General features: G+C 72.1%; 20 protein-coding genes and 1 pseudogene. 14 read left to right on the top strand and 7 right to left on the bottom strand.

Annotated elements, in window-relative coordinates:
* The first annotated feature begins 102 nt into the window (after positions 1–102).
* Together QC283_RS09625 and QC283_RS09630 are read left to right on the top strand one after the other, a co-directional pair.
* Positions 103–534, top strand: a complete 432-nt coding sequence (locus QC283_RS09625; RefSeq protein ID WP_279560973.1) for a Rid family hydrolase — start codon at positions 103–105, stop codon at positions 532–534.
* Between the two features lie 255 nt (positions 535–789).
* Positions 790–1,248 carry a Crp/Fnr family transcriptional regulator gene (locus tag QC283_RS09630; protein ID WP_279560974.1) on the top strand — a complete coding sequence of 153 codons (459 nt, stop codon included), beginning with the start codon at positions 790–792 and terminating at the stop codon, positions 1,246–1,248.
* Positions 1,249–1,305: 57 nt separating this feature from the next.
* On the opposite strand, the gene QC283_RS09635 is transcribed toward QC283_RS09630, so the two are convergent.
* Complete coding sequence (locus tag QC283_RS09635; protein WP_279560975.1) at positions 1,306–3,030, bottom strand: GAF domain-containing sensor histidine kinase; 1,725 nt, start codon at positions 3,028–3,030, stop codon at positions 1,306–1,308.
* Between the two features lie 107 nt (positions 3,031–3,137).
* Positions 3,138–3,830, bottom strand: a complete 693-nt coding sequence (locus QC283_RS09640) for a response regulator transcription factor (RefSeq protein WP_279561153.1) — start codon at positions 3,828–3,830, stop codon at positions 3,138–3,140.
* A gap of 321 nt (positions 3,831–4,151) precedes the next feature.
* Here QC283_RS09640 and QC283_RS09645 point away from each other — a divergent pair, with 321 nt between their 5' ends.
* Complete coding sequence (locus tag QC283_RS09645; RefSeq protein WP_279560976.1) at positions 4,152–4,643, top strand: pyridoxamine 5'-phosphate oxidase family protein; 492 nt, start codon at positions 4,152–4,154, stop codon at positions 4,641–4,643.
* 265 nt (positions 4,644–4,908) lie between these two features.
* Complete coding sequence (locus QC283_RS09650; protein WP_279560977.1) at positions 4,909–6,120, top strand: globin domain-containing protein; 1,212 nt, start codon at positions 4,909–4,911, stop codon at positions 6,118–6,120.
* 82 nt (positions 6,121–6,202) lie between these two features.
* On the opposite strand, the gene QC283_RS09655 is transcribed toward QC283_RS09650, so the two are convergent.
* Positions 6,203–7,435 (bottom strand): MFS transporter, encoded by a 1,233-nt coding sequence (locus QC283_RS09655; protein ID WP_279561154.1) that lies wholly within the window; start codon positions 7,433–7,435, stop codon positions 6,203–6,205.
* Between the two features lie 619 nt (positions 7,436–8,054).
* Between QC283_RS09655 and QC283_RS09660 the strand changes: the two genes are divergently transcribed.
* The 4 genes from QC283_RS09660 to narI are packed head-to-tail and all read left to right on the top strand — an operon-like array spanning position 8,055 to position 14,896.
* Positions 8,055–11,753: a nitrate reductase subunit alpha gene (locus QC283_RS09660; protein WP_279560978.1), complete on the top strand. Its 3,699-nt coding sequence runs from the start codon at positions 8,055–8,057 to the stop codon at positions 11,751–11,753.
* 1 nt (position 11,754) lies between these two features.
* Positions 11,755–13,302 carry a nitrate reductase subunit beta gene (gene narH, locus QC283_RS09665; RefSeq protein WP_279560979.1) on the top strand — a complete coding sequence of 516 codons (1,548 nt, stop codon included), beginning with the start codon at positions 11,755–11,757 and terminating at the stop codon, positions 13,300–13,302.
* Positions 13,299–14,120, top strand: a complete 822-nt coding sequence (narJ, locus tag QC283_RS09670; RefSeq protein WP_279560980.1) for a nitrate reductase molybdenum cofactor assembly chaperone — start codon at positions 13,299–13,301, stop codon at positions 14,118–14,120. The genes narH and narJ overlap by 4 nt, the downstream gene beginning before the upstream one ends.
* Entirely contained in the window at positions 14,117–14,896 is a 780-nt protein-coding gene (gene narI, locus QC283_RS09675; RefSeq protein ID WP_279560981.1) for a respiratory nitrate reductase subunit gamma, read from the top strand. Before narJ ends, narI begins: the two co-directional genes overlap by 4 nt.
* Before the next feature lie 48 nt (positions 14,897–14,944).
* On the opposite strand, the gene QC283_RS09680 is transcribed toward narI, so the two are convergent.
* On the bottom strand, positions 14,945–15,793 hold the full coding sequence (locus tag QC283_RS09680) for a helix-turn-helix transcriptional regulator (protein WP_279560982.1): 849 nt from the start codon (positions 15,791–15,793) through the stop codon (positions 14,945–14,947).
* Positions 15,794–15,928: 135 nt separating this feature from the next.
* On the opposite strand from QC283_RS09680, the gene QC283_RS09685 reads away from it, so the two are divergent.
* Positions 15,929–16,663 carry an SDR family oxidoreductase gene (locus tag QC283_RS09685; protein ID WP_279560983.1) on the top strand — a complete coding sequence of 245 codons (735 nt, stop codon included), beginning with the start codon at positions 15,929–15,931 and terminating at the stop codon, positions 16,661–16,663.
* 62 nt (positions 16,664–16,725) lie between these two features.
* On the opposite strand, the gene QC283_RS09690 is transcribed toward QC283_RS09685, so the two are convergent.
* Positions 16,726–17,172: an Lrp/AsnC family transcriptional regulator gene (locus tag QC283_RS09690; RefSeq protein WP_279560984.1), complete on the bottom strand. Its 447-nt coding sequence runs from the start codon at positions 17,170–17,172 to the stop codon at positions 16,726–16,728.
* Between the two features lie 76 nt (positions 17,173–17,248).
* On the opposite strand from QC283_RS09690, the gene QC283_RS09695 reads away from it, so the two are divergent.
* The 3 genes from QC283_RS09695 (at position 17,249) to QC283_RS09705 (ending at position 20,054) form a co-directional block, all read left to right on the top strand.
* Positions 17,249–18,160, top strand: coding sequence for an SMP-30/gluconolactonase/LRE family protein (locus QC283_RS09695; protein ID WP_279560985.1), 912 nt, complete (start codon positions 17,249–17,251; stop codon positions 18,158–18,160).
* A gap of 141 nt (positions 18,161–18,301) precedes the next feature.
* Entirely contained in the window at positions 18,302–19,117 is an 816-nt protein-coding gene (locus QC283_RS09700; protein ID WP_279560986.1) for an SAM-dependent methyltransferase, read from the top strand.
* Between the two features lie 103 nt (positions 19,118–19,220).
* Positions 19,221–20,054 (top strand): alpha/beta fold hydrolase, encoded by an 834-nt coding sequence (locus QC283_RS09705; RefSeq protein WP_279560987.1) that lies wholly within the window; start codon positions 19,221–19,223, stop codon positions 20,052–20,054.
* Between the two features lie 84 nt (positions 20,055–20,138).
* Here the strand turns inward: QC283_RS09705 and QC283_RS09710 are convergent, their stop codons facing one another.
* On the bottom strand, positions 20,139–20,342 hold the full coding sequence (locus QC283_RS09710; RefSeq protein WP_003978336.1) for a cold-shock protein: 204 nt from the start codon (positions 20,340–20,342) through the stop codon (positions 20,139–20,141).
* A 465-nt stretch (positions 20,343–20,807) separates the two neighbouring features.
* On the opposite strand from QC283_RS09710, the gene QC283_RS09715 reads away from it, so the two are divergent.
* Together QC283_RS09715 and QC283_RS09720 are read left to right on the top strand one after the other, a co-directional pair.
* Positions 20,808–21,572 carry a L,D-transpeptidase family protein gene (locus tag QC283_RS09715; RefSeq protein WP_279560988.1) on the top strand — a complete coding sequence of 255 codons (765 nt, stop codon included), beginning with the start codon at positions 20,808–20,810 and terminating at the stop codon, positions 21,570–21,572.
* Positions 21,573–22,020: 448 nt separating this feature from the next.
* A pseudogene (locus tag QC283_RS09720) lies at positions 22,021–23,105 on the top strand (GNAT family N-acetyltransferase).
* A gap of 34 nt (positions 23,106–23,139) precedes the next feature.
* On the opposite strand, the gene QC283_RS09725 reads toward QC283_RS09720, so the two are convergent.
* Positions 23,140–24,564, bottom strand: coding sequence for a Gfo/Idh/MocA family protein (locus QC283_RS09725; RefSeq protein ID WP_279560989.1), 1,425 nt, complete (start codon positions 24,562–24,564; stop codon positions 23,140–23,142).
* Positions 24,565–24,925 lie beyond the last annotated feature (361 nt).

Here is a 24,925-nt window from a genome sequence, read left to right on the forward strand (position 1 = left end):
CTTGCCGCACGTGGCACAACCGGGTCTGTTCCGCCCTGAACTGATCCTCATACGGTTTCGGGAGTACCAATTCGCCACCCCGCTTCCGATGATGGGAACGCCATGAGCAACGCACTTCAGGTCGAGAGCTTCCAGGTCCCCTGGGAAAGGGACTACGGGTACGTCCAAGCGGTCAGGCGCGGCGACACCATTTACCTCTCGGGTCAGGTGGCACACGACGGGACGGATCTCGTCGCCCCCGCTCCGGTCGACGAGGCCGGACGGGTCACCGACTTCTCCCGCACGGCCGACCAGTTGCGCCAGTGCTATGCCAACGCGGCAGTGCTGCTGGGGCGTTTCGGCGCGTCGATGGACGACGTCGTCGAAGAGGTCATCTACGCGGTCGACGTCGACGCGGCCGACGCCGCGGCAGGGCCGGTGCGCAAGGAGGCCTACGGGCGACCGGACCCTCAGGTGGCCAGCACGATGATCGGCACCCCACGACTGGCCTTCCGTGAACTGCTGGTCGAGGTGCGGTTCGTGGCCCGGGTCTGATCACCCCTTCGCACTCGGAGGTGCGGGCGGTCGCAGCCGGAGTCGCGGACTCCGGGCCTAACGGCCCACGGCCGGGTCCGAGCGGCCCTGGTGCCCCGCCTCGCCCGGCGGCACGCTCGTATCCACCCGACACAACCCCCGCGTGCGGCCCCGGGGAACGACGAGAGGCAGTCCCGCGACCGAGGCGCGGCGTTCTCGTACCGTCCGGTTCGTCAGGCGGCCGCTCGCGGTGCGAGAACGAAAGGAGCCGGAGCGATGGCCTCTTCCACCACCCTGTCCGCGGCCCTGCCCACCGACCACCGTGAGCGACTCCTGCGGATCGCCCGCGAGGTCTCCGTCCCGGAGGGCACCCGTCTCTTCGAGGAGGGCCGGCGCGCCGACCGGTTCTGGATCGTGCGGACCGGCACCGTCCACCTCGATCTGCGCGTCCCCGGCCGCCGGGCCGCCGTCATCGAGGCGCTGGGCCACGGTGAACTGGTCGGCTGGTCCTGGCACTTCCCGCCCTACCTGTGGCAGCTGGGGGCGGAGGCCACGACCCCCGTGCGGGCCTGGGAGTTCGACGCGGAGGCCATGCGGGAGATGTGCGTCCGCGACCCCGAGTTCGGCCGGGCGGTCGCCGTCTGGGTCGGCAGGGTGGTGGCCCACCGGCTGCACGCGGCCCGGGTCCGGCTGCTCGACCTGTACGCGCCGTACGGCAGCGGCAGCCGGATCTGAAGGGCGGCGGACACTCCGCGGCAACGGGTGGCCCGCGGCGTCCGGCCATCCCCTCGGTCACTCCTCGTCGGGCACCGGCGCCCGCCACACCAGCGTGGTGCCGCCCCCGTCCGGGCTGGTGATCCGCAGCTCGCCGCCCAGTTGACCGGCGCGTTCCGCCATGTTGCGCAGCCCGCTGCGGCGGCCGTCCGCAGGGACGCCGACGCCGTTGTCGTGCACGGTCAGCCGCACCTCCTCACCATCGGTTTCGAGGGCCACGGCGACCCGGTCGGCACGCGCGTGCCGGGCGACGTTGGTGAGCGCCTCGGACAGTACGGCCACCACGTGTTCGGCGATCCCGCCCGGCACCTCGGTGTCCAGCAGGCCCTCCATCCGGAGGCTGGGCGCGAAGCCCAGTACCGGGGCCGCTTCACCGACGACCCGCACGGCGCGGCCCCGCAGTCCGGCCCCGGCGGTGCCGTCGCGCGCACGCAGCCCGAAGATCGTCGACCTGATGATCTTGATGGTCTCGTCCAGGTCGTCCACCGCCCGCAGTACCCGCTCCGAGGCCGCGCCGTGCCCGATCAGACGGCCGGCGCTCTGCAGCGTCATGCCGGTGGCGAACAGCCGCTGGATCGCGAGGTCGTGCAGGTCCCGGGCGATCCGGTCCCGGTCCTGGAGCACGGCGATCTGCTCGGCGTCACGGCGGCGCTGTGCGAGTTCCATCGCGAGGGCCGCCTGCGCGGCGAAGCCCTGCAGCGGCTCGGTCTCCTTCTCCGAGAACACCGCCCGGCCCGCCCGCCGTACCAGCAGCACCACACCCCGTACGCCTTCACCGGCGCCGAAGGGGACGGCCACCGCGGGTCCGAGCCCGGTGAACAGGGGCGCGTCGGCCGACACCCGCCCGTCCCGGGTGACGTCCGGGCTGCGCACGGGCTCGGCGGTGGAGAAGGCCAGGCCGGTGAGGCTGTCGCCGATGGGCAGCACCAGACCGCGGTGTTCCTCCGCGCCCTGTCCGGCGGCCAGCTCCACCACCAGCGAGCCGGTGTCCTCCATGGGCATGGCCAGTACGGCCAGGGCCGCGCCGGTGATCTCCCTGGCACGTTCCGCGATCAGGCCGAGTGCCTCGCCGCGCTCACTGCCGGACATCAGACTGTGGGTGATCTCAGCGTTGGCCCGCAGCCAGCGCTCCCGCAGCCGCGACTGCTCGTACAGGCGGGCGTTGTCGATCGCGACGCCGGCCGCGACCGCCAGGGTCGACAGGACCGACTCGTCCTCCTCGTCGAACCGCGCCCCGCCCCGCTTCTCGGTCAGGTACAGATTGCCGAAGACCTGGTCGCGCACCCGGATCGGAACGCCGAGGAAGGTGTTCATCGGCGGGTGGTGCGGCGGGAAGCCGTACGACGAGGTGTGCTCGGAGAGGTCGGCCAGCCGCAGCGGTTCGGGGTGGCGGATGAGTTCGCCGAGGATGCCGTGCCCTTCCGGGAAGGGGCCGATGCGGGCGATCTGCTCCTCGCCGACGCCCACCGTGTGGAAGGCGGACAGCCGCTTTCCGTCCGGGCCGATCACGCCGAGGGCGGCGTACCGCGCGTCGACGAGGGCCGCCGCGGCTTCCACGATGCTGTGCAGCACGTGTTCGAGGTCCAGCTCCCGGCCCACCGAGAGCACCGCCTCCAGGAGGCTGTGCACCCGGTCGCGCGTGCCGCGGGCCGCGTCCAGCCGGGCCTGGAGTTCCTCCAGCAGTTCGTCCAGCCTCAGCTGCGGCAGCCGTACCCGGGCTTCCGCCCGGTCGGGGCTCTCCACCGGTGATCCTCCAGGTCTTCCGACGCGCCGGCAGCCGGCCGTCCCGGTCACGTACCACGGTATCGGCCCCTGCTCGGGCAGGTCGTGGCAGGGCGCTGCCCGGAGGTTCAGTGTCCTGCCTGCCGGAGCCGGTCCTGTGCCTGGGTGGCGATCACCGCGGCCTGGATACGGCGTTCCACTCCGAGTTTGGCCAGCAGCCGGGAGATGTGGTTCTTGACCGTCTTCTCGGCGAGGTAGAGCCGCGAGCCGATCTGACGGTTGGTCAGGCCCTCGCCGATCAGGGCGAGGATCTCCCGTTCGCGGTCGGTCAGGCCCGGCAGGGCGTCGGGCGCCTCCTCCCTGGTCCGCTCGCCGCGCAGCCGGGCCATCAGCTTGGTCGCGGCGCTCGGGTCGAGCAGGGACTGGCCGGCGGCGACCGTGCGCACGGCGGTGACGAGGTCCGAGCCCTGGATCTGCTTGAGCACGTACCCGGCCGCCCCGGCCATGACCGAGTCGAGCAGGGCTTCCTCGTCGTCGAACGAGGTCAGCATCAGACAGGCCAGCTCCGGTACCCGGGACCGCAGTTCGCGGCAGACGCCCACCCCGTCGCCGTCGGGCAGCCGTACGTCGAGCACCGCCACGTGGGGGCGCAGGGCGGGTACGCGGACGAGGGCCTGCTCGACCGTGCCGCCCTCGCCCACGACCGTGATGTCCGGCTCGTCGTCGAGCAGGTCGCGCACCCCTCGCCGTACCACCTCGTGGTCGTCCAGCAGGAAGACCCGGATCGGGTCCTCGGGGCCGGGCCGCTCGGTGTCCGCCATCGCATACTCCTCGTCCGCGTCCGTGCTGTCCTTGGCGAGCCGCTCCTCCACCGGGACGGCGGCTCCTCCCGCGGAGATCCTTGTACGTCCTGGGCCGAAGGGCCAGGGCCGGTCGGCCCTGTCTCCCGCGCCGGGGCGACTTCGGGCCGGGAGACGAGCGGTCGGGGCCGAACGGCCCTAGCACACGGCTCGCCGTCGACGCTCCAATGTGCTGACCGACCCTGCGACCGCCCGGCCGCACCGAGTCCTCGCACCCCTCGAAGCCCCGGGAAGCCGAGCGGAGACAAGACCATGAGTGATGATCCCGCACGAAAGCATGCCATGAGGTTCGACGACGTCCGCTCGAGCCCGGTGGGACCTCGCCGAAGCACCGAGCTCGGCGGTGACGAGGCCCTGGCGCTGCTGGGCAGCGTTTCCCTGGGGCGGATCGTCTTCACCCGGCACGCCCTGCCGACGATCCGCCCGGTCAACCATGTCCTGGACGGCGGCGACATCGTCATCCGCACCCACGAGGGCGCGGCCCTGACCTCCCGTACGCACGAGGCCGGTGCTCCCGGTGTCGTGGTCGCCTACGAAGCCGACCTGATCGACCCCGGCACGCACCTCGGGTGGAGTGTGGTGGTGACCGGTTACGCCCGACTGGTCACCGATCCGGTGGAGCTGGCTCGATATCAGGCTGTGTTGCGTCCATGGGTGGAGCGGACGATGGACTACGCGGTCCGTATCGTTCCCGATCTGATCACCGGGATCCGGCTCACCGAGGCCCACCCGTCCGAGCGGTCCAAGCCCTCCGAGTCGTCCGCCAAGGTGTGAACCCCGTGCGGCACCCCGGTCGGTGGCCAGGGATGCCGCCTGCCTAGGGCGGCAGGGCCGAGGGGAGGCGTCCCAAGGGGCCCTTGGACCCCGGGCCGAAGCGCCCTCATGGGGCCCAACGGCCCTGTTCGCCCGGCCGTTGGTCCCCGCCGTGCCATCCACGGCGGAACCACGCCGAAACGCGGGCCACCTGCTGGTACACAGAGATCCGCCGCCGCATCCAGTGCCGCGGTCCCACTCTCCTCCATCCCTTCCGGGAGGTTCCATGCTGTCCGCAGAGTCCGCGTCCGTGGTGCGTGCCACGCTGCCCGCCGTCGCCGGAGCGCTCGACGAGATCACGGCGCGCTTCTACGGCACGATGTTCCACGACCGGCCGGAACTGCTCGACGGGCTGTTCAACCGGGGCAACCAGGCCAGCGGTGCCCAACGACGGGCGCTGGCCGGCTCGATCGCCGCGTTCGCCGGCGCGATGCTCGACGAGCCGGACACGCGTCCGGACGCCCTGCTGGAGCGCATCGCCCACAAACACGTGTCCGTCGGTGTCACCGACGACCAGTACACCATCGTGCACAAATATTTGTTCGGTGCGATAGCCGACGTCCTGGGCGACGCCGTCACCCCGGCGGTGGCGGCCGGCTGGGACGAGGTGTACTGGCTGATGGCCGGTGCTCTGATCGGTCAGGAGGCGCGTCTCTACCACGACGCGGGGCTGCCGGCCGGCCGGGTCTGGCGGCAGTGGAAGGTCGTCGAGCGACGGACCGAGACCCCTGACGTGGTGTCCTTCGTGATCCGGCCGGCCGACGGCGAACCGGCGCCGCGCGCCCGGGCCGGTCAGTACGTGAGCGTACGGATGCTGATGGCCGACGGTGTGCACCAGGTACGCCAGTACAGCCTGTCCTCGGCCCCCGGCGGGGAGTTGCGCCGGATCACCGTGAAACGGGTCGCCGGCGCGGGCGGCGCGCCGGACGGTGAGGTCTCCAACCTGCTGTACGACGACGTGTGCCGGGGTGACGAGCTGAGCCTGTCGGCGCCGGCGGGCGACATCGTCCTGGACGACGCGGACGGGTCCGCCCCCGTCGTGCTGGTCTCGGCGGGGATCGGCTGCACTCCCCTGACCGGGATGGTGGCCCACCTCGCGGCCCTGGGGTCGGTCCGCCCGGTGCTGGTCCTGCACGCCGACCGGTCCCCCGCCGACCATGCCCTGCGCACCGAGACACGCGAGCTCGTGGAGCGGCTGCCAAACGCCCGGGCCGTGTTCTGGTACGAGCGCCCCGGACCGCGGGAGCCTGAGGCGCGCAGCGGCCTGATGGACCTCTCCGGCATCGAACTGCCGGGCGGCGCCGCGGTGTTCCTGTGCGGGCCGCTGCCCTTCATGCGTGAGGTACGTGGTCAGCTGCTCGCCGCGGGCGTCCCGGCACGCCGCATCCGGTACGAGGTCTTCGGCCCCGATCTGTGGCTGGCGGACACGGCGGGCTGAGGCGGCGTCCCGGCCCTCCGGGCTCGGCTTCGCAGGGCCGGGGCGGTCGGGCCGGGATGTGGTCGGGGGTGGGACGGGCCGCTCAGTCGGCGCGCGCGGCCGGAGAAGCGCCCATGACGGCGCGGCGCAGGCCGGTGGCGGTGTAGGCCAGTGCCGCCGCCGCGACCATGCCGAGGAGTACGAGGCCGAGCGCGTACGAGCCGTGCGTGCCGTAGAGGGAACCCATCACCAGCGGCGGTACGAAGCCGCCGAGGCCGCCCGCGGCGCCCACGACACCGGTGACCGAGCCGACCCTGCTCGCCGGGGTCAGCAGGGCCACCAGGGCGAACACGGCGCCGCTGCCCGCGCCCAGCGCGGCGGCCAACGTCAGGAACGCGATGGTGCCGGTCGGTGTCAGCGCCGGTGTCGACGACTGGACGAGCGCCGCGGCCAGCACCACGGCCAGCGTGCCGGCCAGCACCCGCACCGGCCCGACCCGGTCCGAGAGCCACCCGCCGAACGGCCGTGTCGCCACCGCCAGCAGGACGAAGCCGGCCATGCGGTTCGCCGCGTCGGCCTGTGCGAGGCCGTAACCGGTCTTCAGGTAGGTGGGCAGGTAGACGGAGAAGGCGACGTAGCCGCCGAAGGCGACCGCGTACAGCGCGGAGGCCTGCCAGGTCGTGCCGAGCCGCAGGGTGGCGGCCATCCGGCGGGCCGGCGGCTCGCTCGGCACGGTGCGTCCGGGGGCGTCCCTGAGCAGCAGCGCCGCCACGACCGCGTAGGCGGCCAGTGCGGCAGCGGTGATCAGGAAAGGGTTCGCCATGCCGTGCGCGTCCACCAGCTTCACCGTCGTCAGGGCGCTGATCGCGGTGCCGCCCATGCCCATGCCGAAGAGTCCGATGGCGAGGCCGCGCCGCTCGGGCGGGAACCACGCGTTGACGAAGGGCACACCGACGGCGAACGAGGTGCCGCCGACACCGAGCAGGAAACCGCCGGTCAGCAGCGCGGCCAGCGAGGAGTGCCCCGCCAGGCCCAGGTAGAGCACCGGCACGATGGTGGCCGCCGACACCAGCGGGAACATGACCCGTCCACCGAAGCGGTCCGTGAGCGCGCCGACGGGGATCCGGCCCAGCGAGCCGACCACGACGGGCACCGCCACCAGCAGGGACTGCTCGAACGACGTCAGGCCGAGACTCTCCTCGAAGCGGGGGCCGAGCGGGCTCAGCAGCGCCCATGCCCAGAAGTTCACGGCGAAGCCGACCGTGGCCAGGCCCAGCATCAGCCATGCCCGGCCGGGTACCGACGTACCCGCCGCCGCCGGGGGTGAACCGTCCATCTGCCCGCTCAACTGCTGGACCATGCTGTCCGTCCTCTTCCCATCACGGTGTCCGACGCACCGGAACGCCCGGCGTCCGCGGATCGTGTCCGCCGCGCGAACCGGATTCTCGTGATCACTGTTTCGCCGTCCGGTGCACCGGAGGCATGGGCCGGGGGTCCCTGCCATCGGCCGGAGGGTCCCCCGCGGAGCGGGGCCGGGAGTCCCTGCCCCCCGGGTCCGCTCACTGGGCAGGTGGACACCTTCCTCGTACACCGTGTCGAAGACGGTGCCGGATGCCGGACGGGGCCGCCCTGGCGAGGGGGATCGCGTCCGGCCGTGGTGGACGGCCGGACGCGTGACCGGAACTGGGCGTACGCCCCGACGCGCCCCGGTCTCCGCGGGCCGGTGGACGGGGGACGTGGCGGCCGGCGGTCGTGGGTCGCGTCGGACCGATGGGCGTCGCTCGTTCGGTCACCGTCAGCATGGGCCGCGGGAGCGAGCCAGGGCCGCCGCCGACCGGCCCCGCCCGCAGGGCCGTTGGTCCCTGTTCCGGCCGTGCGGGCGGGGCCGAACGCCCGTCGGACGGGGCCGCCGGGCCCCGGGTGTGCGCGACCCGCGCGCCATAGCGTTCCGGGCCATGGAGAACGATCGCGATGAGCGGCGCCGGCAGTCGGGCGTCGTGGAGAACTGGCCGCTGGCCGCCCGCAGGCTGCTGACGCGCCGGGAGGTGTCGGCCGACGGCCGCGCCGTGTTCGGCGAGGGCGACGGACGGTGGGAGGGCTTCTACCGCGACCGCTGGTCGCACGACAAGGTGGTCCGCTCCACCCACGGCGTGAACTGCACCGGCTCCTGCTCGTGGATGGTGTACGTCAAGGACGGCATCATCACCTGGGAGCACCAGGCGACGGACTACCCGTCGATCGGCGCCGACTGCCCGGAGTACGAGCCTCGGGGATGCCCGCGCGGGGCGTCGTTCTCCTGGTACACGTACTCCCCCAGCCGGGTCCGCTACCCGTATGTGCGGGGCGTGCTGCTGAAGATGTGGCGCGAGGCACGGCGCCGCCTGGGTGATCCGGTGGCGGCGTGGGCGGAGATCACCGGCGACCCGGCGAAGGCCCGGGCGTACAAGCGGGCCCGCGGCAGGGGTGGTCTGGTGCGCGCGGACTGGGACGAGGTGAACGAGTTGGTGGCCGCCGCGCACGTGCACACCGTCAAGGCCTACGGTCCCGACCGGGTGGCGGGCTTCTCGCCCATCCCGGCGATGTCGATGGCGTCCTTCGCGGCCGGGTCCCGCTTCCTGTCGCTGATCGGCGGCACGCTGCTGTCGTTCTACGACTGGTACGCGGATCTTCCGGTCGCCTCCCCGCAGGTCTTCGGTGACCAGACGGACGTGCCGGAGGCGGCGGACTGGTGGAACGCGGGCTATCTGGTGATGTGGGGCTCCAACATCCCCGTGACCCGTACACCGGACGCGCACTTCCTCACCGAGACCCGCTACAACGGCACCAAGGTCGTCGCGGTCTGTCCCGACTACGCGGACAACGTGAAGTTCGCCGACGAGTGGGTGGCACCGCACCCGGGTACCGACGGGGCGCTGGCGATGGCCATGGGGCATGTGATCCTGCGGGAGTTCCTCGTCGACCGTGAGGTGCCGTACTTCCGGGACTATCTGCGCACCTACACGGACGCGCCGTTCCTGGTGACCCTGCGCGAGGGCGCCCACGGGCTCGTCCCGGGCGGTTTCCTGACCGCGGCCGACCTCGGCGGCGAGGAGGAGAACGCGCGGTTCAAGACGGTGCTGCTGGACCGGGCCACCGGTGAGCCGGTGGTCCCCGGCGGCTCGCTCGGCTTCCGGTGGGGTAAGGCCGGGCAGGGCCGCTGGAACCTGGATCTCGGGGATGTGGAGCCCGAGTTGAGCCTGCTCGGCACGGCCGGGGACGCGGTGGAGGTGGCGCTGCCCCGGTTCGACGAGGGCGCCACCGAGGGCGGCTCGGTCATGGTGCGCGGGGTGCCCGTGCGACGGGTCGGCGGGTGCCTGGTCACCACGGTCTTCGATCTCATGCTGGCGCAGTACGGGGTGCACAGGCCGGGTCTGCCGGGGAGCTGGCCCACCTCGTACGACAATGCCACCCAGCCGTACACGCCGGCCTGGCAGGAGACCGTCACCTCCGTGCCCGCCGGGCAGGCGGCCCGGATCGCCCGCGAGTTCGCCCGCAACGCCGAGCGCACCGGCGGCCGTTCGATGATCGCGATGGGTGCGGGCACCAACCACTGGTTCCACTCGGACACCATCTACCGCGCCTTCCTGGCGCTGACGACGATGACCGGCTGCCAGGGCGTCAACGGCGGCGGCTGGGCGCACTACGTCGGCCAGGAGAAGGTCCGCCCGCTGACCGGCTTCCAGCACCTGGCGTTCGCGTTCGACTGGCAGCGGCCCACCCGGCACATGGCGGGCACCTCGTACTGGTACCTCAACACCGACCAGTGGCGTTACGAGGCGTTCGGGCCAGAGGAGCTGGCCTCCCCGCTCGGCGAGGGCCGGTTCAAGGGCAAGGCGTTCGCGGACTGCCTGGCGCAGGCCGTGCGGCTGGGCTGGACACCGGGTCATCCCGGCTTCGACCGCAACCCGCTGGACCTGGCCGACGAGGCCGCCGCCGCGGGCCGTCCGGTCGCCGAGCACGTCGTGGACGAACTGAGGGCCGGGCGCCTGCGCTTCGCCGTGGAGGACCCGGACGATCCCGCCAACTTCCCCCGGGTGCTGACCGTGTGGCGGGCCAACCTGCTGGGCTCCTCCGGCAAGGGCAACGAGTACTTCCTGCGCCATCTGCTGGGCACGGACGCCGCCGTCCGCTCGGCCGAGACTCCGCCGAGGGAACGGCCCGAGGAGGTGGTGTGGCACGAGGAGGCGCCGGAGGGCAAGCTCGACCTGCTGGTCACCATGGACTTCCGGATGACGTCGACCGGTCTGCTGGCCGACGTGGTCCTGCCGGCGGCGACCTGGTACGAGAAGGACGACCTGTCCAGTACGGACATGCACCCCTTCGTGCACGCCTTCACCCCGGCCATCGCCCCGCCCTGGCAGTCGCGCACCGACTACGACACCTTCCTGGGCATCGCCGACCGGTTCAGCGAGCTGGCCGCCGAGCACCTGGGCACCCGCACCGACGTACTGGCGGTGCCGTTGCAGCACGACACCCCGGACGAACTCGCCCAGCCGGGCGGGGTGGTACGGGACTGGAAGGCCGGCGAGTGCGAGCCGGTGCCCGGGCGGACCATGCCGAAGCTGGTGGTCGTCGAGCGGGACTACGCGGCCGTCGGACAGAAGGTCCGCGCCGTCGGCCCCCTCCTGGACACCCTCGGCACGACCACCAAGGGCGTGACCGTCCACCCGGACCGGGAGGTCGAGGACCTGCGGCACCGCTGCGGCACCGTACGCGAGGGAGTCGGCGCGGGCCGTCCCTCGCTGGCCACCGCCACCCACATGTGCGAGGCGATCCTCGCGCTGTCCGGCACCACCAACGGGCGTCTGGCGACCGAGGGCTTCCGGGAACTGGAGCGGCGGACCGGCAGCACGGGCCTCGTGGAACTCGCCGCCGAACGCGAGGCCGAGCGGATCACCTTCGCCGACACCCGGACCCAGCCGCGCGCCGTGATGACGTCGTACGAGTGGTCGGGCTCGGAGACCGGGGGGCGCCGCTACTCGCCGTTCGTCATCAACGTCGAGCACAAGAAGCCCTGGCACACCCTCACCGGCCGCCAGCACTTCTTCGTCGAGCACGACTGGATCGCCGAACTGGGCGAACAGCTTCCCGTCTACCGGCCGCCGCTGAACGCGATCCGGCACTACGGCGACGAGCACCTCCACGAGCCGGGCCGCGCCGAGGTCACGGTGCGCTATCTGACCCCGCACTCCAAGTGGTCCATCCACTCCGAGTACCAGGACAACGCGTACATGCTCGCCCTGTCCCGCGGCGGGCCGGTGATCTGGATGTCCACCGCGGACGCCGAGAGGATCGGCGTCACGGACAACGAGTGGATCGAGGCGTACAACCGCAACGGCGTCGTGGCCGCCCGGGCCGTGGTCACCCACCGGATGCCCGAGGGCACGGTGTACATGTACCACGCCAAGGACCGCACGGTGAACGTGCCGAAGACCGAGGTCAGCGGCCGGCGCGGGGGCGTCCACAACTCGCTGACCCGCCTGCTGGTCAAGCCCACGCACCTGGCGGGCGGCTTCGCCCAGCTCACCTACGCCTTCAACTACTACGGGCCGACCGGCAACCAGCGCGACGAGGTCACCGTCGTCCGCCGCCGCGACCAGCGAGTGGAGTACTGACATGCCCCGTGGCGAAGCCGGCGTCGGACGCGTCATGGCACAGACCGCCATGGTGATGAACCTCGACAAGTGCATCGGGTGTCACACCTGTTCGGTGACCTGCAAGCAGACCTGGACCAACCGGACCGGCGTCGAGTACGCCTGGTTCAACAACGTGGAGACCAAGCCGGGCATCGGCTATCCGCGCCGCTACGAGGACCAGGAGAAGTGGAAGGGCGGCTGGGCACTGGACCGCGGGGGGCGGCTGGTGCTGCGCTCCGGCGGCCGGGTCAGGCGGCTGCTGTCGCTGTTCTCCAACCCGGACCTGCCGGCCATCGAGGACTACTACGAGCCGGTGACCTACGACTACGACAATCTGGTGAGCGCGCCCACCGGTCCTGACCTGCCGGTCGCCCGCCCCCGCTCGGTCCTGACCGGCAGGCCCACCTCCATCACGTGGGGTGCCAACTGGGAGGACGGCCTCGGCGGCGCGCCCGAGCACGCGGGCGGCGACCCCAACCTGAGCGGTGAGTGGGCCCGGAGGGTCCGGTTCGAGTTCGAGCAGACCTTCCTCTTCCATCTCCCCCGGCTCTGCGAGCACTGCCTCAACCCGGCCTGTGTGTCGGCCTGTCCGTCCGGCGCCATGTACAAGCGGGTCGAGGACGGCATCGTCCTGGTCGACCAGGACCGCTGCCGCGGCTGGCGGATGTGCGTGACGGCGTGCCCGTACAAGAAGGTGTACGTCAACCACGCCACCGGCAAGGCCGAGAAGTGCACGTTCTGCTTCCCGCGCGTCGAGGCGGGGCAGCCCACGGTCTGCTCGGAGACGTGCGTCGGCCGGCTGCGCTACCTGGGACTGCTGCTGTACGACGCCGACCGGGTGGGTCAGGCCGCGGCGTCCCCGGACGAGCGGGACCTGCTGGACGCCCAGCGCGGTGTCTTCCTCGACCCGCGCGATCCGGAAGTGATCGCGGCGGCCCGGGAATCCGGTATCCCCGAGGACTGGCTGGAGGCGGCCCGCCGCTCGCCGGTGTACGACCTGGTCGCGCGGTACAAGGTGGCGCTGCCGCTGCATCCGGAGTACCGCACCCTCCCGATGGTCTGGTACGTCCCGCCGCTCTCCCCCGTCCTGGACGCCGTCACCGTCGCCGGCGGCGACCAGGAGGACCCGGACCACGTGTTCGCGGCCGTCACCCGGCTGCGCATCCCTCTCGAATACCTGGCGAGTCTGTTCACCGCCGGGGACACGGACGTGGTGGGCGGGGTGCTGATGAAGCTCACCGCGCTGCGCTCGTACATGCGCGCCGTGACGCTCGGCGACGAGGGCGACGAGGCGGCCCTTCGGGCGGTGGGACTGACCTCCCTGGAGGCCGAGGACCTGCACCGGCTGCTCGCCGTGGCGAAGTACGCCGACCGCTACGTCGTGCCGGCCGCCCACAAGGAGGACGCTGCCGCGCTGAGTGCCCTGGAGAGCCGCTGCCCCGTGGAGTCCGCCGGTGCGCCGCCCGACGGCAAGGTCGCCCTCGGCATGCCCGCCCCGCGCCGTACGTCGTCGGAGGGACGCGCATGAGCCCGCTGCCCGCCACCGTCCCCGCCATCGTCCGCAGCCGCGTCCGCGCGGCCGTCCGGCGCCGCGCGCCGATGTCCGCCGCGGAGGCGGAGCAGCGTGCGCTCATCCTTCGCCTGCTGTCGCTGCTGTCGCAGTACCCGGACGGCGAGTTGGCGGCGGAGCGGGCAGGGCTGGCGTCCGTCGTCGCCGCCCTGCCGGCGTCGCGGGCCGCTGCTGAACTGGGCGCCTTCGTGAGCTGGTTCGGCGCGCAGGAGCCCGACGCGTTGGCCCGCCACTACGTCGAGATGTTCGACCTGCGCCGCAGGAGCAGCCTCTACCTCACCTATTACCTGCACGGCGACACCCGGCGCCGTGGCATGGCCCTGCTCACCCTGGCCCGGCGCTACCGGGCGGCCGGCTGGGACGCCGACGGCGGGGAGCTGCCCGACCATCTGCCCGTCGTCCTGGAGTTCGCCGCGCTCGCCGGGCCCGGCGCGGGCGAGGCGCCGCTGCGCCGGCACCGGCGTGGGCTGGAACTGATCCACCGGGCGCTCACCGAGGCGGAATCACCGTACCGGCACCTGCTGTCGGCGCTGTTGAGCCTGCTGCCGCCGGCGAGCGAGGCGGACCGGGCGGCCGTGGCGAAGCTGGCCGCCGAGGGGCCGCCGGACGAGAAGGTGGGGCTCGACCCCTACGGCACTCACCCGGGCCACGGGGCTTACGGAGGCTACGGGGAGGGGGAGTTCGCCCCGCCCGCCGCCTTCGTGCCGCCGATACCCGCCGCACCGACCCGGGTTCCGCCCACCGCGACCAGCCCTCGTAAGGAAAGCCGTCCATGAACGCCGCAACCTCCTTGGCCGCCGCCTCGTTTGCGGGCGGCGCCGATCTCCTGCTCTGGGTCGCCGTCCCCTATGTCTGTCTCGCCGTGTTCGTGGTCGGGCACGTATGGCGCTACCGGCAGGACCAGTTCGGCTGGACGTCGCGCACCAGCCAGCTGCTGGAACATCGCCGGCTGCGCTGGGGCAGCCCGCTGTTCCACCTGGGCGCGTTCATGGTGATCGCGGGGCACGTGATGGGGCTGGCCGTGCCCGCCTCCTGGACCCGGGCCGTGGGCATCGACGAGCACGTCTACCACGTGACGGCCGTGTGGGCCGGTTCGGTGGCGGGGGTGGCCATGGTCACGGGGCTCGGCATGCTGTGCGCCCGGCGGCTGCTGACCCGGCGGATCCGGCTGGGTACCGACCGCAGTGACAAGGTGCTCTTCCCGCTGCTGTCCCTGACGGTGCTGCTGGGCATCACCGCCACCGCCGCGCACAACGTCTTCGGCGACGGTTACGACTACCGCGGCACCGTCTCGGTCTGGTTCCGCTGCCTGTTCGCGCTGCGCCCGCGCCCGGAGGCGATCGCCGACGCCCCGCTGTTGTTCCAGTCGCACGCGCTGACCGCCTGCCTGCTCTTCGCCGCCTGGCCGTTCACCCGGCTGGTGCATGTCTGGAGCGCGCCGATCGGTTACCTGGTCCGGCCCTACCTGGTCTACCGGCGGCGGAGCGTCCCGCCCCCGGGCGAGCCGTCCCGTCAGTCACGCCCCGCACGGCACGGTGGACGACCTCGGTGATCACGTCTGCCCCTTGCTCGACCGCGCGGAAAGGGCGATGGACGTCCGCTATCCGCGCGGGCGGGGCTCCGTCCGGTGCCGGGTGGCGTGGAGTGAGCCGAGGAGGCTGAGGGCCTGGGCGCTCGGGCTGCCCGGTGCGGCGTGGTAGATGACGAGTTGCTGGCCGGGCGCGTCGCGTACGTCGAAGGCCTGGTAGGTGAGGCTGAGCGGGCCGACGTCCGGGTGGATGAGGTCCTTGGCGTCCAGGGTCTTGCCGCGCACGGTGTGGGCCTCCCACAGGCGGGTGAAGTCCGCGCTGTGCTCGGTGAGCGTGCGGACCAGGTCGCGCAGTCGCGGGCCGTCCGGGTCGAAGCCGGCCGCCTGGCGCAGGTTGGCGACGGTGGCCTGGGCGGCCCGGTCCCAGTCGGCGTAGAAGTGCCGGCCCGCCGGGTCGAGGAAGGCCATGCGGGCCAGGTTGTCCGCCGGGGCGAACGGGGCGAAGAGGGCGTCGGCCAGGGCGTTGGCGGCGAGGAGGTCCAGGGTGCGGTTCAGGACGAACGCCGGGGTGTCGGAGTATCCGTCCATCAGCCGGCGCAGCGCCGGGCCGACCCGCTCGGCCGTGTGGACGTGGGGCTGCTCGCCCGGTGCGCTCCCGGCCAGCCGGTACAGGTGCGCGCGGGCGTCGGTGTCCAGGCGCAGGGCGCGGGCGAGGGCGTCGAGCACCTGGGGTGAGGGGTGGCGTTCGCGTCCCTGTTCCAGGCGGGTGTAGTAGTCGGCGTTCACTCCGGCCAGGACCGCGACCTCCTCGCGGCGCAGTCCGGCGACTCTGCGGGTCCCGTGGCTCGCCATGCCCACGTCTTCCGGTCGCAGGCCGGCCCGGCGTGCGCGCAGGAAGTCGCCCAAGTGGTTGTCGTCCATGCGGTCCAGGCTAGGAGGCGGCCGGCCGTGCTTCCAGGGTGTGCCGCACCCAGGCAGCACGCGGCCTGGTTGACCGCCGCCGACCTGCCCAGACTCGGTGGGGCAACGACAACCGCAGCGAGAGGACAACGCGTCATGACGCACACCGCCAAGGTCGTTCTGGTCACCGGGGCGAGCAGCGGGATCGGTGAGGCGACGGCCCGCCGCCTCGCCGCCGACGGCCACCGGGTGTTCCTGGGCGCACGCCGCACCGGCCGTCTCGAGGAACTGGCCGAGCGGATCGACGCCGAGGGCGGAGCCGCCGTCTGCCGCCGCCTGGACGTCACCGACGCCGCCGACGTGCGGGCGTTCGTGTCGGCCGCGAGGGAACACTGGGGACGGGTGGACGTGATGGTCAACAACGCCGGGGTGATGCCGCTCTCGCCGCTCGCGGCACTGAAGGTCGACGAGTGGGACCGGATGATCGACGTGAACGTCCGCGGTGTGCTCCACGGCATCGCCGCCGCCCTGCCGGTCATGCGGGAGCAGGGCGGTGGACACTTCGTGAACATCGCGTCGGTCGGCGCGTACGAGGTGGTGCCCACCTCCGCGGTGTACTCCGCGACCAAGTTCGCCGTGCGCGCCCTCTCGGAGGGGCTGCGGCAGGAGTCGGCCGGGGACATCCGGGTCAGCGTCGTCTCCCCGGGAGTCACCGAGTCCGAGCTGGCCGACTCCATCTCCGACCCGCGTGCGCGGGAGGACATGAAGGCCTACCGCTCGGTGGCCGTTCCCGCGTCCGCGATCGCGGACGCCGTCGCCTTCGCCGTCTCCCGGCCTGCCGGGGTGGACGTGAACGAGATCGTGGTCCGGCCCGCCGCCAGTGCCCAGTAGCCGAAGGCCTCCGGGGAACCGAACGCCGGGGCCGGGCACCCGGGCCGCGTGCGTGCGCCGCTCTAACCGGCGTCCAACGGCCGTTCGAAGAACGTCTCCAGCACCACCGTCGCCCGGGTACCGCTGACCCCGTCGATCGCGTGGAGGCGGCGCAGCACGTCCTGGAGGCGCTCGGTGGTGGCCGTGCGCACCTTCACCAGGACGGCCGCGCTGCCCGCGATCACGTGCGCCTCCTGGACCTCCGGCACGGCGGCGAAGTCCTCGGCCCGGTCGCCCATCCACGCGGTGGAGTCGACCAGTACGAAGGCGAGGACCCCGCGGTCGAGCGCCTCGGGGTCCACGTCGACCGTGGTGGCCCGGATGACCCCCTGGTCGCGCAGCTTGCGTACGCGCTCGTGGGCGGCGCCCGCCGACAGGCCGACCGCCTTTCCCAGCGCGGCGTACGACCGGGTGGCGTCCCTCTGGAGCAACGCGATCAGCCGGCGGTCTATCTCATCAACTGACTTCACCCGAAGACCATATCTGATTCGGGTAAGCGCGTGTTACGTTGAATCACATCCTGTTCGCTTCCGCTGGGAGGACACGATGTCCGCCGTCGACGGCCCGTACGAGACCCTGGACGACCGCTTCCGCACCGGACGCTGTGCGAACGGTGACAGCAGGCTGGAGGTCCTGCACGACGGCTGCCGCTGGGCCGAGGGCCCGCTGTACCTCCCCGCCTGGCGCCAGCTGGTCTGGAGCGACATCCCCAACGACCGCATCCTGCGCTGGGACGAGGCCACCGGCACGGTCGGCGTCTTCCGGACCCCGGCCGGTCACAGCAACGGCAACACGCTCGACCGGCAGGGCCGCCTGATCACCTGTGAACAGGGCAACCGCCGTGTCACCCGCACCGAACCCGACGGGACGGTGACCGTTCTCGCCGACCGCTACGACGGCAAGCGGCTCAACAGCCCGAACGACTCCGTCGTACGCTCCGACGGCACCGTCTGGTTCTCCGACCCGGACTTCGGCATCACCAGCGACTACGAGGGGCATCGCGCCGAGTCCGAGATCGGCGCGTGCAACGTCTACCGGATCGACCCGGCCACGGGCGACGTACGGTTCGCCGCGGGCGGCTTCGACGGGCCCAACGGCGTCGTCCTCTCCCCCGACGAGACGCGGCTGTACGTCTCCGACTCCCGGGCCGCCCGGATCCACGCCTTCGACATCCGCGAGGACGGCACGCTGTCCGACGGGGAGGTCTTCGCCGAGGCCCGGGGGGACGTGCGCTTCGACAACATCCGCTTCGACGACGAGGGCCGGCTGTGGGCCGCCGCGCTGGACGACGGTGTCCACTGCTACGACCCCGACGGCACCCTCATCGGCCGGCTGCGCGTGCCCGAGCCCGTCTCCAACATCACCTTCGGGGGCCCCAAGAACAACCGCCTGTTCATCACGGCGACCACCTCCCTGTACTCACTCGTGATGTCCGTGACGGGCGCGCCGCGACTGTAGGCGTCACCGCCGCGGGTGACCGAAAGTGAGCACGGACGACCGGGGCGGCCTTGAGAAAGTGAACCGGTGTACGGGAAAAGGCCGTTGCGACGTAGGTTGTGATGAAGCACCCATGCCTCGGCTGAAAGACGGACCGTACCCATGAGCGACCCTGTGACGACCCCCGGCACCGCAGCGCACCAGAAGATCGACACCTCGGTGCCGCACTCGGCCCGGATCTGGAACTACTGGCTGGGCGGGAAGGACAACTACCCGGTCGACGAGGAGGCCGGCGACGCGTACACCGCCGTCTTCCCCGGCATCGTCACCGTCGCCCGCAGCAGCCGCGCCTTCCTGCGCCGCAACATCACGTACCTGGTCGCCGAGGCGGGTGTCCGGCAGTTCCTCGACGTCGGGACGGGTCTGCCGACCGCCGACAACACCCATGAGGTCGCCCAGCGCATCGCCCCCGAGGCCCGGATCGTCTACGTCGACAACGACCCGATGGTCCTCGCCCATGCCCGCGCGCTGCTCTACTCCGCCCCCGAGGGTGCGACCGCCTACATCGACTCCGACGTACTCGACCCCGACAGTGTCCTGACGGCCGCCGCCAGGACGCTGGACCTAGACCGGCCCGTCGCCCTCATCCTCAGCAACATCCTGGGGCACATAGCCGACTACGACCAGGCGCGTTCCGTCGTCACCCGGCTGATGGGCGCGCTGCCGTCCGGCAGCTACCTCTCCGTCAACGACGGCTCACGCGGCATCGATCCGGAGTTCGACCGGGCCCAGGACGCCTACAACGAGAGCGGTGCCGCTCCGTACATCCTGCGCACCGTCGACCAGATCACGGCGTTCTTCGACGGCCTGGAGCTCGTGGACCCCGGGGTCGTGCCGGTCACCCACTGGCGTCCGGAGGCCGGCTCCGCCCCCGCGGAGCCCATCGGGGAACACGGCGGCCTCGCCCGCAAGCCGTAGCGCCCCGCCGCGGACGGCGAGCGCCACGCCCGGAGTACGTGGCGCTCGCCGCCGGGCACTCGACCCACCCGACCCACTCGACCGACCGACAGGAGCAGCATCCATGCCCGAATGGCCGTTGCCCGAGACGTTCCCCAGCAGTACCGGGGCCGTCCGCTGGAACCGGCTGGGGGAAGCGGGCCGGCCGCCCCTGGTCCTGCTGCACGGCACGCCGTTCTCCTCGTACGTCTGGCGTGCGGTGGCCCGTTCGCTGGCGCGTGACCATCAGGTGTTCGTCTGGGACATGCCCGGCTACGGCATGTCGGAGAAGTCCGTGGGCCAGGACGTGTCCCTCGCCGCACAGGGGCGGGTGTTCGCCGAGCTGCTGGACCACTGGGGCCTGGAGAAGCCTCTCGTGGTCGCCCACGACTTCGGCGGTGCCGTCGCTCTGCGGGCCCATCTGCTGCACGGCGCCGCGTACCGGGCCCTGGCCCTGGTCGATCCGGTCGCGCTGGCCCCGTGGGGTTCGCCGTTCTTCCGGCTGGTCCGTGACCACGCCGAGGTCTTCGAGCAGCTGCCCCCGGCGCTCCATGAGGCGCTGGTGCGCGAGTACGTGGCTTCCACCGGCGGTCCGGGGCTGCACCCGGTGGTGCTGGAGCGGCTCGTCGGGCCCTGGCTCGGGGAGTCGGGGCAGCCTGCCTTCTACCGGCAGATCGCCCAGGCGGATCAGCGGTACACCGACGAGATCCAGGACCGGTACGCCGGTATCAGTGTCCCGACGCTCGTCTGCTGGGGCGAGGAGGATGCCTGGATCCCCGTGGCGAAGGGGCGCGAACTCGCCGCCACCGTCCCCGGTGCCAGGTGGGAGCCGATCGCCCACGCGGGGCATCTCGTGCAGGAGGACGCGCCCGCCGAGCTCACGGCCGCGCTGCTCGACTTCCTCTGCCGCGTCCCCTGACGGTCGCACGGCGATGTGCCGCGGGGCAGGGTGCCCGGGGAACCAGCGTTCCCGGGCACCCTGCCCCGTTCGGCGACCTCCCGGTCAGGCGGGGGTGATGTTCTCCGCCTGCGGGCCCTTCTGGCCCTGGGTGATGTCGAAGGTGACGGCCTGGCCTTCCTGCAGCTCGCGGTAGCCCTGGGCGTTGATGTTGGAGTAGTGCGCGAAGACGTCGGGACCGCCGCCGTCCTGCGCGATGAAGCCGAAGCCCTTTTCAGAGTTGAACCACTTGACGGTTCCGCTGGCCATGCCTTTGCCTTTCAGCCGATATCGGATCCGCACCGTGCGAACCCGGAGGTGGTCGTCCTGGTCCTCCGGCATTGCACAGCAAACCGCCCGCACTCCGGCGCGGGCGGTCTGGGCGAACCACGACATCTGCTGCTGACGCTACACGGCATATCCGAGCCTCACCAGTGAGTAAGGGGTGTGAGCGGCAACGATGTTGCGACCTGGAGCCCGTGACGGCGTGCGGGAAGCGCGTCACACCCGGTCATCAGCCGCGCAAGGCGCAAAAGGCGCTCCCCCGCCTCCTCCTCGGTGACCGCCCGGTGACCGCTCGGTGACGACGCCGTTGCCATGCCGCTGTCAGGCCACCGGGCGCGTGCGGCGAAGGCCGTCCTTGCGCCATATGGGGGAGACGGCGAGGCGGCCGGACGACCCGGTTCCGTAAGTGGTCTAGCAATGAGTAGTCCACACACGGAGTCGGAGATCGATATGACCGTCAGGAAAGCGCTGGCCCTCGGGATCGGCGCTGTCATGTGCGCCGGCGTGCTGGGAACCGGCTGCGCCCAGCAGCAGTCGGGCACCTCCTTGCAGGACTCGCAGACGCCCGGCCGGTCCGCGTCACAGCCGGCGTCCCCTCTGCCCGCTCCCCCGCGCTCCTTCCCCCGCCCCCTGCCCGGGATCGGACCGGCGATGCGGGCCCGCGTTCCGGACGCCTCCCGGCAGGCCCTGGTGGTCACGGGCGCCACGGAGAGTTCGTCCGAGGCGCGGGCGGTGCTCTACGAGCAGTACCCCGCACAGGGCTGGCGTGCCGTCGCCGGTCCCTGGCCCGCCCACAACGGGCTGCGCGGCTGGACCGACGACCACGAGGCGGGCGACCTGCACACACCCATCGGCGTCTTCCGCCTCAGTGACGCGGGAGGCCGGCTGCCCGACCCGGGGACCCTGCTCCCCTACGACCAGGATCCGCAGTTCGCCGTGTCGGGCACCGGGCACCTCGGCGAGCCGCTGGAGGGTTCGTTCGACTACGTGATCGCCATCGACTACAACCGGGTGTCCGGCACCACCCCGCTGGACAAGACCCGCCCGCTGGGCGAGGACAAGGGCGGCGGGGTGTGGATCCACGTGGACCACGACGGGCCGACCAACGCCTGCGTGTCCTTGAGCGAGGAGCACATGCGTGCGTTGCTCAACGGCCTGGACCCGGACAAGGAACCGGTCGTCGTCATGGGACCGGAGTCGGTCCTGGCGCAGTAGCACGGCCCACGGGCGTCCACCCGTCCTGGACGCCCGGTGCCACAGAGCGACGTAGCACCGCGTCCCCCGGGCCGGGCCGAACGTACCGGTTCGTGTCACGCGGGCTTGACCGGGCGGGCCGCGCTCGGCCTACTGGAGACTCGACTGGGCGTATTCGGGGGACTGGTCCGGTGTTGGCACGTATGTCAGCCCCCGGCCGGGGAGCAGGTCAGGAGTCCGACAGTGCGGCGTCGATGGGCAGCGGCGGCATTCCTCCGCCGGGGCCGCCCCCGGCGGGCCGGGAACGGGCGGGGCATGCCGAGGAGGAACCGAACCGCGCGCGTATCGCTGCTGAGCGACGGCAGTACCGACAGGGCCTGCGCCGCGCGGCCCGCGTACTGCCCGCCGACACGCGGTTGCCAGCAGGTCTTCATGTGTCCGCAGTGACGACGACGCAGGAGGCGGGCGAATGTCCGACAAGCGCATGGACGTGGTCGGGCCGGGAGAGCTCGGCGCGGACGACCGGAAGACGTGGCGGGAGCTCAGAACCGCCTCCCGAGCCCCGGCGAATCCGTTCATGGACCCGGCGTTCTCCGTGGCGGTCGGCCTGGTCAGGCCCCGGGCCAGGGTCGCGGTGCTGCGGGAGGACGGGATACCCGTCGGGTTCTTCCCGCACGAGCGGGGCTTCGCCGGGCGCGGGCGGGCCATCGGACTCGGGGTGTCGGACAGTCAGGGCGTCGTGCTGCGCGAGGGCGTTCGCCTCGACGCCCGCGCACTGCTGCGGGCCTGTGCCCTCTCGTCCTGGGAGTTCGACAGTCTCGAGGCCGGCCAGCACCCGTTCCTGCCCCACGCGTCCGAGGCACTCGCTTCCCCGGTCGTCGACCTCGGTGACGGATTCGAGCGGTACACGGAGAGCCTGCGCCACCGCTCGCCGGGCTTCGTCAAGCAGACCCTGGCGAAGGAGCGGAAACTCGCCCGTCAGGTCGGCGAGGTGCGCTTCGTGTACGACGACCCGGATCCCGGGGCGTTGCGGGCGCTCATGCGGTGGAAGTCCGCCCAGTACCGGCGCACGGGCCGGCGGGACCGGTTCGCGCAGGAGTGGATCACCCGGCTGGTGGACCTGCTCGCCCGGAGCGACGACCCGAGTGCCGTGGAACGACGTCCGTGCTCTACGCCGGCGGCCGGCCCGTGGCCGCCCACTTCGGGCTGCGCTCGCCCACGGTCCTGTCCTGGTGGTTCCCGGCGTACGACCGGGCGTACGGCAAGTACTCCCCCGGGCTGGTGCTGCTGTCGCGGATGCTGGAGGCGGCTGCCGCCGACGGGATCGAGCTGGTCGACCTGGGCAGCGGGCCGGCGCGGTACAAGGAGTCGTTCAAGACACGTGACCTGACGGTGCACGCGGGCGCCGTGGTGCGCGCGGGGCCGGGCGGCGCCCTCCACCGGTTGGGGCGGGAGCCGGTTCGAGCCGCCCGCCGGTTCGTACGTGACCGACCCCGGCTGGCCCGCACCGCCGCCCGGGCACTGGAGGAACTGGGGCGGTTGCGCGACCGTTGATCCCCGTCTGACGGGCGCGCGCCGGGGCGGGTGCTCAGCCGACGGGCGGCATGTCGGTGGGTGTCGAGTCCAGGCCCGGCCTGCGCTCACGCCAGGCGCCGCGGGTGAAGTCGGGGATCTCCACCGGCCGGCCGTCCTTGGCCAGCGACCTGACGCTCAGCGGAACGGGAGCGCACCAGGCGGCCGAGTCGTAGACGTCGATGTCCGGCACCAGTCCCGCCCGCATCAGCTGGACGGTGCGCCACTGCAGGATGTAGTCCATCCCGCCGTGGCCGCCGTTGTTCGCGGCGTCGTCGCCGACCTTCTGCCACAGCCAGTGGTCGTACTCCTTGCGGTAGCTCTCGAAGTCGCGCCAGGTGTGGCCGCCGTGGTCCGGTTCGACGTAGATCCGGGCCCCGGTCGGGGAGGGCCCCGCGTAGTCCTCGACGATGCCGCGGCTGCCGGCGAGGGTGTTGATCCGGCTGTACGGCCGGGGCGAACTCACGTCGTGCTCCGCCCGGATCGTCCTGCCCTTCTCCGTTTCGATCATGCAGGTGACCAGGTCACCGTTGATGTAGGTCTCTTTCCAGGAGGGGTGGCCCCTCGGGACGAAGCGTGCGCGGTAGTCGGCCAGTCCCCTGGGGGCCGTCGCGGTGGCACGCAGCGTGGTCATCCGGTCGCCGCGGTTGATGTCCATGGCCGCCGCGATCGGGGCCAGACCGTGCATGGGGTAGAAGGAGGCGGTGCTGCGGGTGTGCCACAGGCGTCGCCAGGAGTCCGTGTAGTAGGTGTCGGAGAAGAGGAGTTCGCGCAGGTCGTGGAGGTAGCCGCCGTGGCCGTTGGTGACGTCCCCGAACAGGCCGTCGTGCGCTGCCTTGAGCATGGCCAGCTCGTTGCGGCCGTAGTTGCAGTTCTCGGCCAGGAGCAGATGCCTGCGGGTGCGCTCCGAGGTTTCGACCAGGTCCCACAGCTGGCGCAGTTCCGTCGCGATGGGGAGTTCCACCACGGCGTGTCTGCCGCTGAGCAGCGCCGCCCTGCCGTGCTCGTAGTGGAACTCCCACGGCGTGGCGACGTACACCAGGTCGATGTCGTCCCGCGTGAGCATCCGGGCGTAGGAGTCGGCCGAGCCGCCGTACTCGGCGGGGCGTGGCCTGCCCTTGCTCTCCAGACGGTCGGCGGCGCGTTTCGCGCGGTCGGCGCGGATGTCGCAGACGGCTGTCACGGTGCAGCCGGGGACGGCCGCCCAGCCGGTGATCATGCCGCTGCCCCGGTTGCCGAGGCCTATGACACCGACACGGACGGTTCTGTGGGCGTCGAACGGGACGCCGATCATCGACTTCTGGCCGGGCCTGCGGCGAGGCGCCTGCTCGGCCGCCGCCGACGCGGACGGGGCCGACGCGGTCATTCCGGCGGCAAGCGCGCCGGAGGCGACGGCGCCGCCCAGGAGCAGTCGGCGTGAGACAGCGGGCGTTTCGGACATGACGGCAACACTCCTCGTGGGCGGTGGCATCACGGTCGGGGCACTGTCGGGCGGTGTCGAGCGCGGTCGAGCACGGTGGAGCGCGGTCGAGCACGGTGGAGCGCGGTCGAGCACGGTGGAGCGCGGTCGAGCAGGCTGAGCGGGGAGAGCGGACTGAGCAGGCCGAGCAGGCCGAGCTGTCGAACACTTTCGGGGCAAAACTCTGCGGGCTCAGCAGTTACATGTCAATACGTGCTCGATACATAGCCGTTCCGAGCAACTCCGCGCACCGGAAGAAGGCCGCGTTCCGTCCCGCACCACTCCTCACAAGAGTGCGGAGTCCGGTCGCACGGGCCCGGAGCGAGCGCCCCGGCGCCTGGCG

This window comes from Streptomyces sp. DH41 (assembly GCF_029813785.1).
In the GTDB taxonomy this organism is placed as follows: domain Bacteria; phylum Actinomycetota; class Actinomycetes; order Streptomycetales; family Streptomycetaceae; genus Streptomyces.

Excerpts from the sequence above, each read along its gene's own strand:
- QC283_RS09625 (WP_279560973.1), top strand. The coding sequence starts at position 103 with ATGAGCAACGCACTTCAGGTCGAGAGCTTCCAGGTCCCCTGGGAAAGG.
- QC283_RS09630 (WP_279560974.1), top strand. The coding sequence starts at position 790 with ATGGCCTCTTCCACCACCCTGTCCGCGGCCCTGCCCACCGACCACCGT.
- QC283_RS09640 (WP_279561153.1), bottom strand. The coding sequence starts at position 3,830 with ATGGCGGACACCGAGCGGCCCGGCCCCGAGGACCCGATCCGGGTCTTC.
- QC283_RS09645 (WP_279560976.1), top strand. The coding sequence starts at position 4,152 with ATGAGGTTCGACGACGTCCGCTCGAGCCCGGTGGGACCTCGCCGAAGC.
- QC283_RS09650 (WP_279560977.1), top strand. The coding sequence starts at position 4,909 with ATGCTGTCCGCAGAGTCCGCGTCCGTGGTGCGTGCCACGCTGCCCGCC.
- QC283_RS09655 (WP_279561154.1), bottom strand. The coding sequence starts at position 7,435 with ATGGACGGTTCACCCCCGGCGGCGGCGGGTACGTCGGTACCCGGCCGG.
- QC283_RS09660 (WP_279560978.1), top strand. The coding sequence starts at position 8,055 with ATGGAGAACGATCGCGATGAGCGGCGCCGGCAGTCGGGCGTCGTGGAG.
- narH (WP_279560979.1), top strand. The coding sequence starts at position 11,755 with ATGCCCCGTGGCGAAGCCGGCGTCGGACGCGTCATGGCACAGACCGCC.
- narJ (WP_279560980.1), top strand. The coding sequence starts at position 13,299 with ATGAGCCCGCTGCCCGCCACCGTCCCCGCCATCGTCCGCAGCCGCGTC.
- narI (WP_279560981.1), top strand. The coding sequence starts at position 14,117 with ATGAACGCCGCAACCTCCTTGGCCGCCGCCTCGTTTGCGGGCGGCGCC.
- QC283_RS09680 (WP_279560982.1), bottom strand. The coding sequence starts at position 15,793 with ATGGACGACAACCACTTGGGCGACTTCCTGCGCGCACGCCGGGCCGGC.
- QC283_RS09685 (WP_279560983.1), top strand. The coding sequence starts at position 15,929 with ATGACGCACACCGCCAAGGTCGTTCTGGTCACCGGGGCGAGCAGCGGG.
- QC283_RS09695 (WP_279560985.1), top strand. The coding sequence starts at position 17,249 with ATGTCCGCCGTCGACGGCCCGTACGAGACCCTGGACGACCGCTTCCGC.
- QC283_RS09700 (WP_279560986.1), top strand. The coding sequence starts at position 18,302 with ATGAGCGACCCTGTGACGACCCCCGGCACCGCAGCGCACCAGAAGATC.
- QC283_RS09705 (WP_279560987.1), top strand. The coding sequence starts at position 19,221 with ATGCCCGAATGGCCGTTGCCCGAGACGTTCCCCAGCAGTACCGGGGCC.
- QC283_RS09710 (WP_003978336.1), bottom strand. The coding sequence starts at position 20,342 with ATGGCCAGCGGAACCGTCAAGTGGTTCAACTCTGAAAAGGGCTTCGGC.
- QC283_RS09715 (WP_279560988.1), top strand. The coding sequence starts at position 20,808 with ATGACCGTCAGGAAAGCGCTGGCCCTCGGGATCGGCGCTGTCATGTGC.
- QC283_RS09725 (WP_279560989.1), bottom strand. The coding sequence starts at position 24,564 with ATGTCCGAAACGCCCGCTGTCTCACGCCGACTGCTCCTGGGCGGCGCC.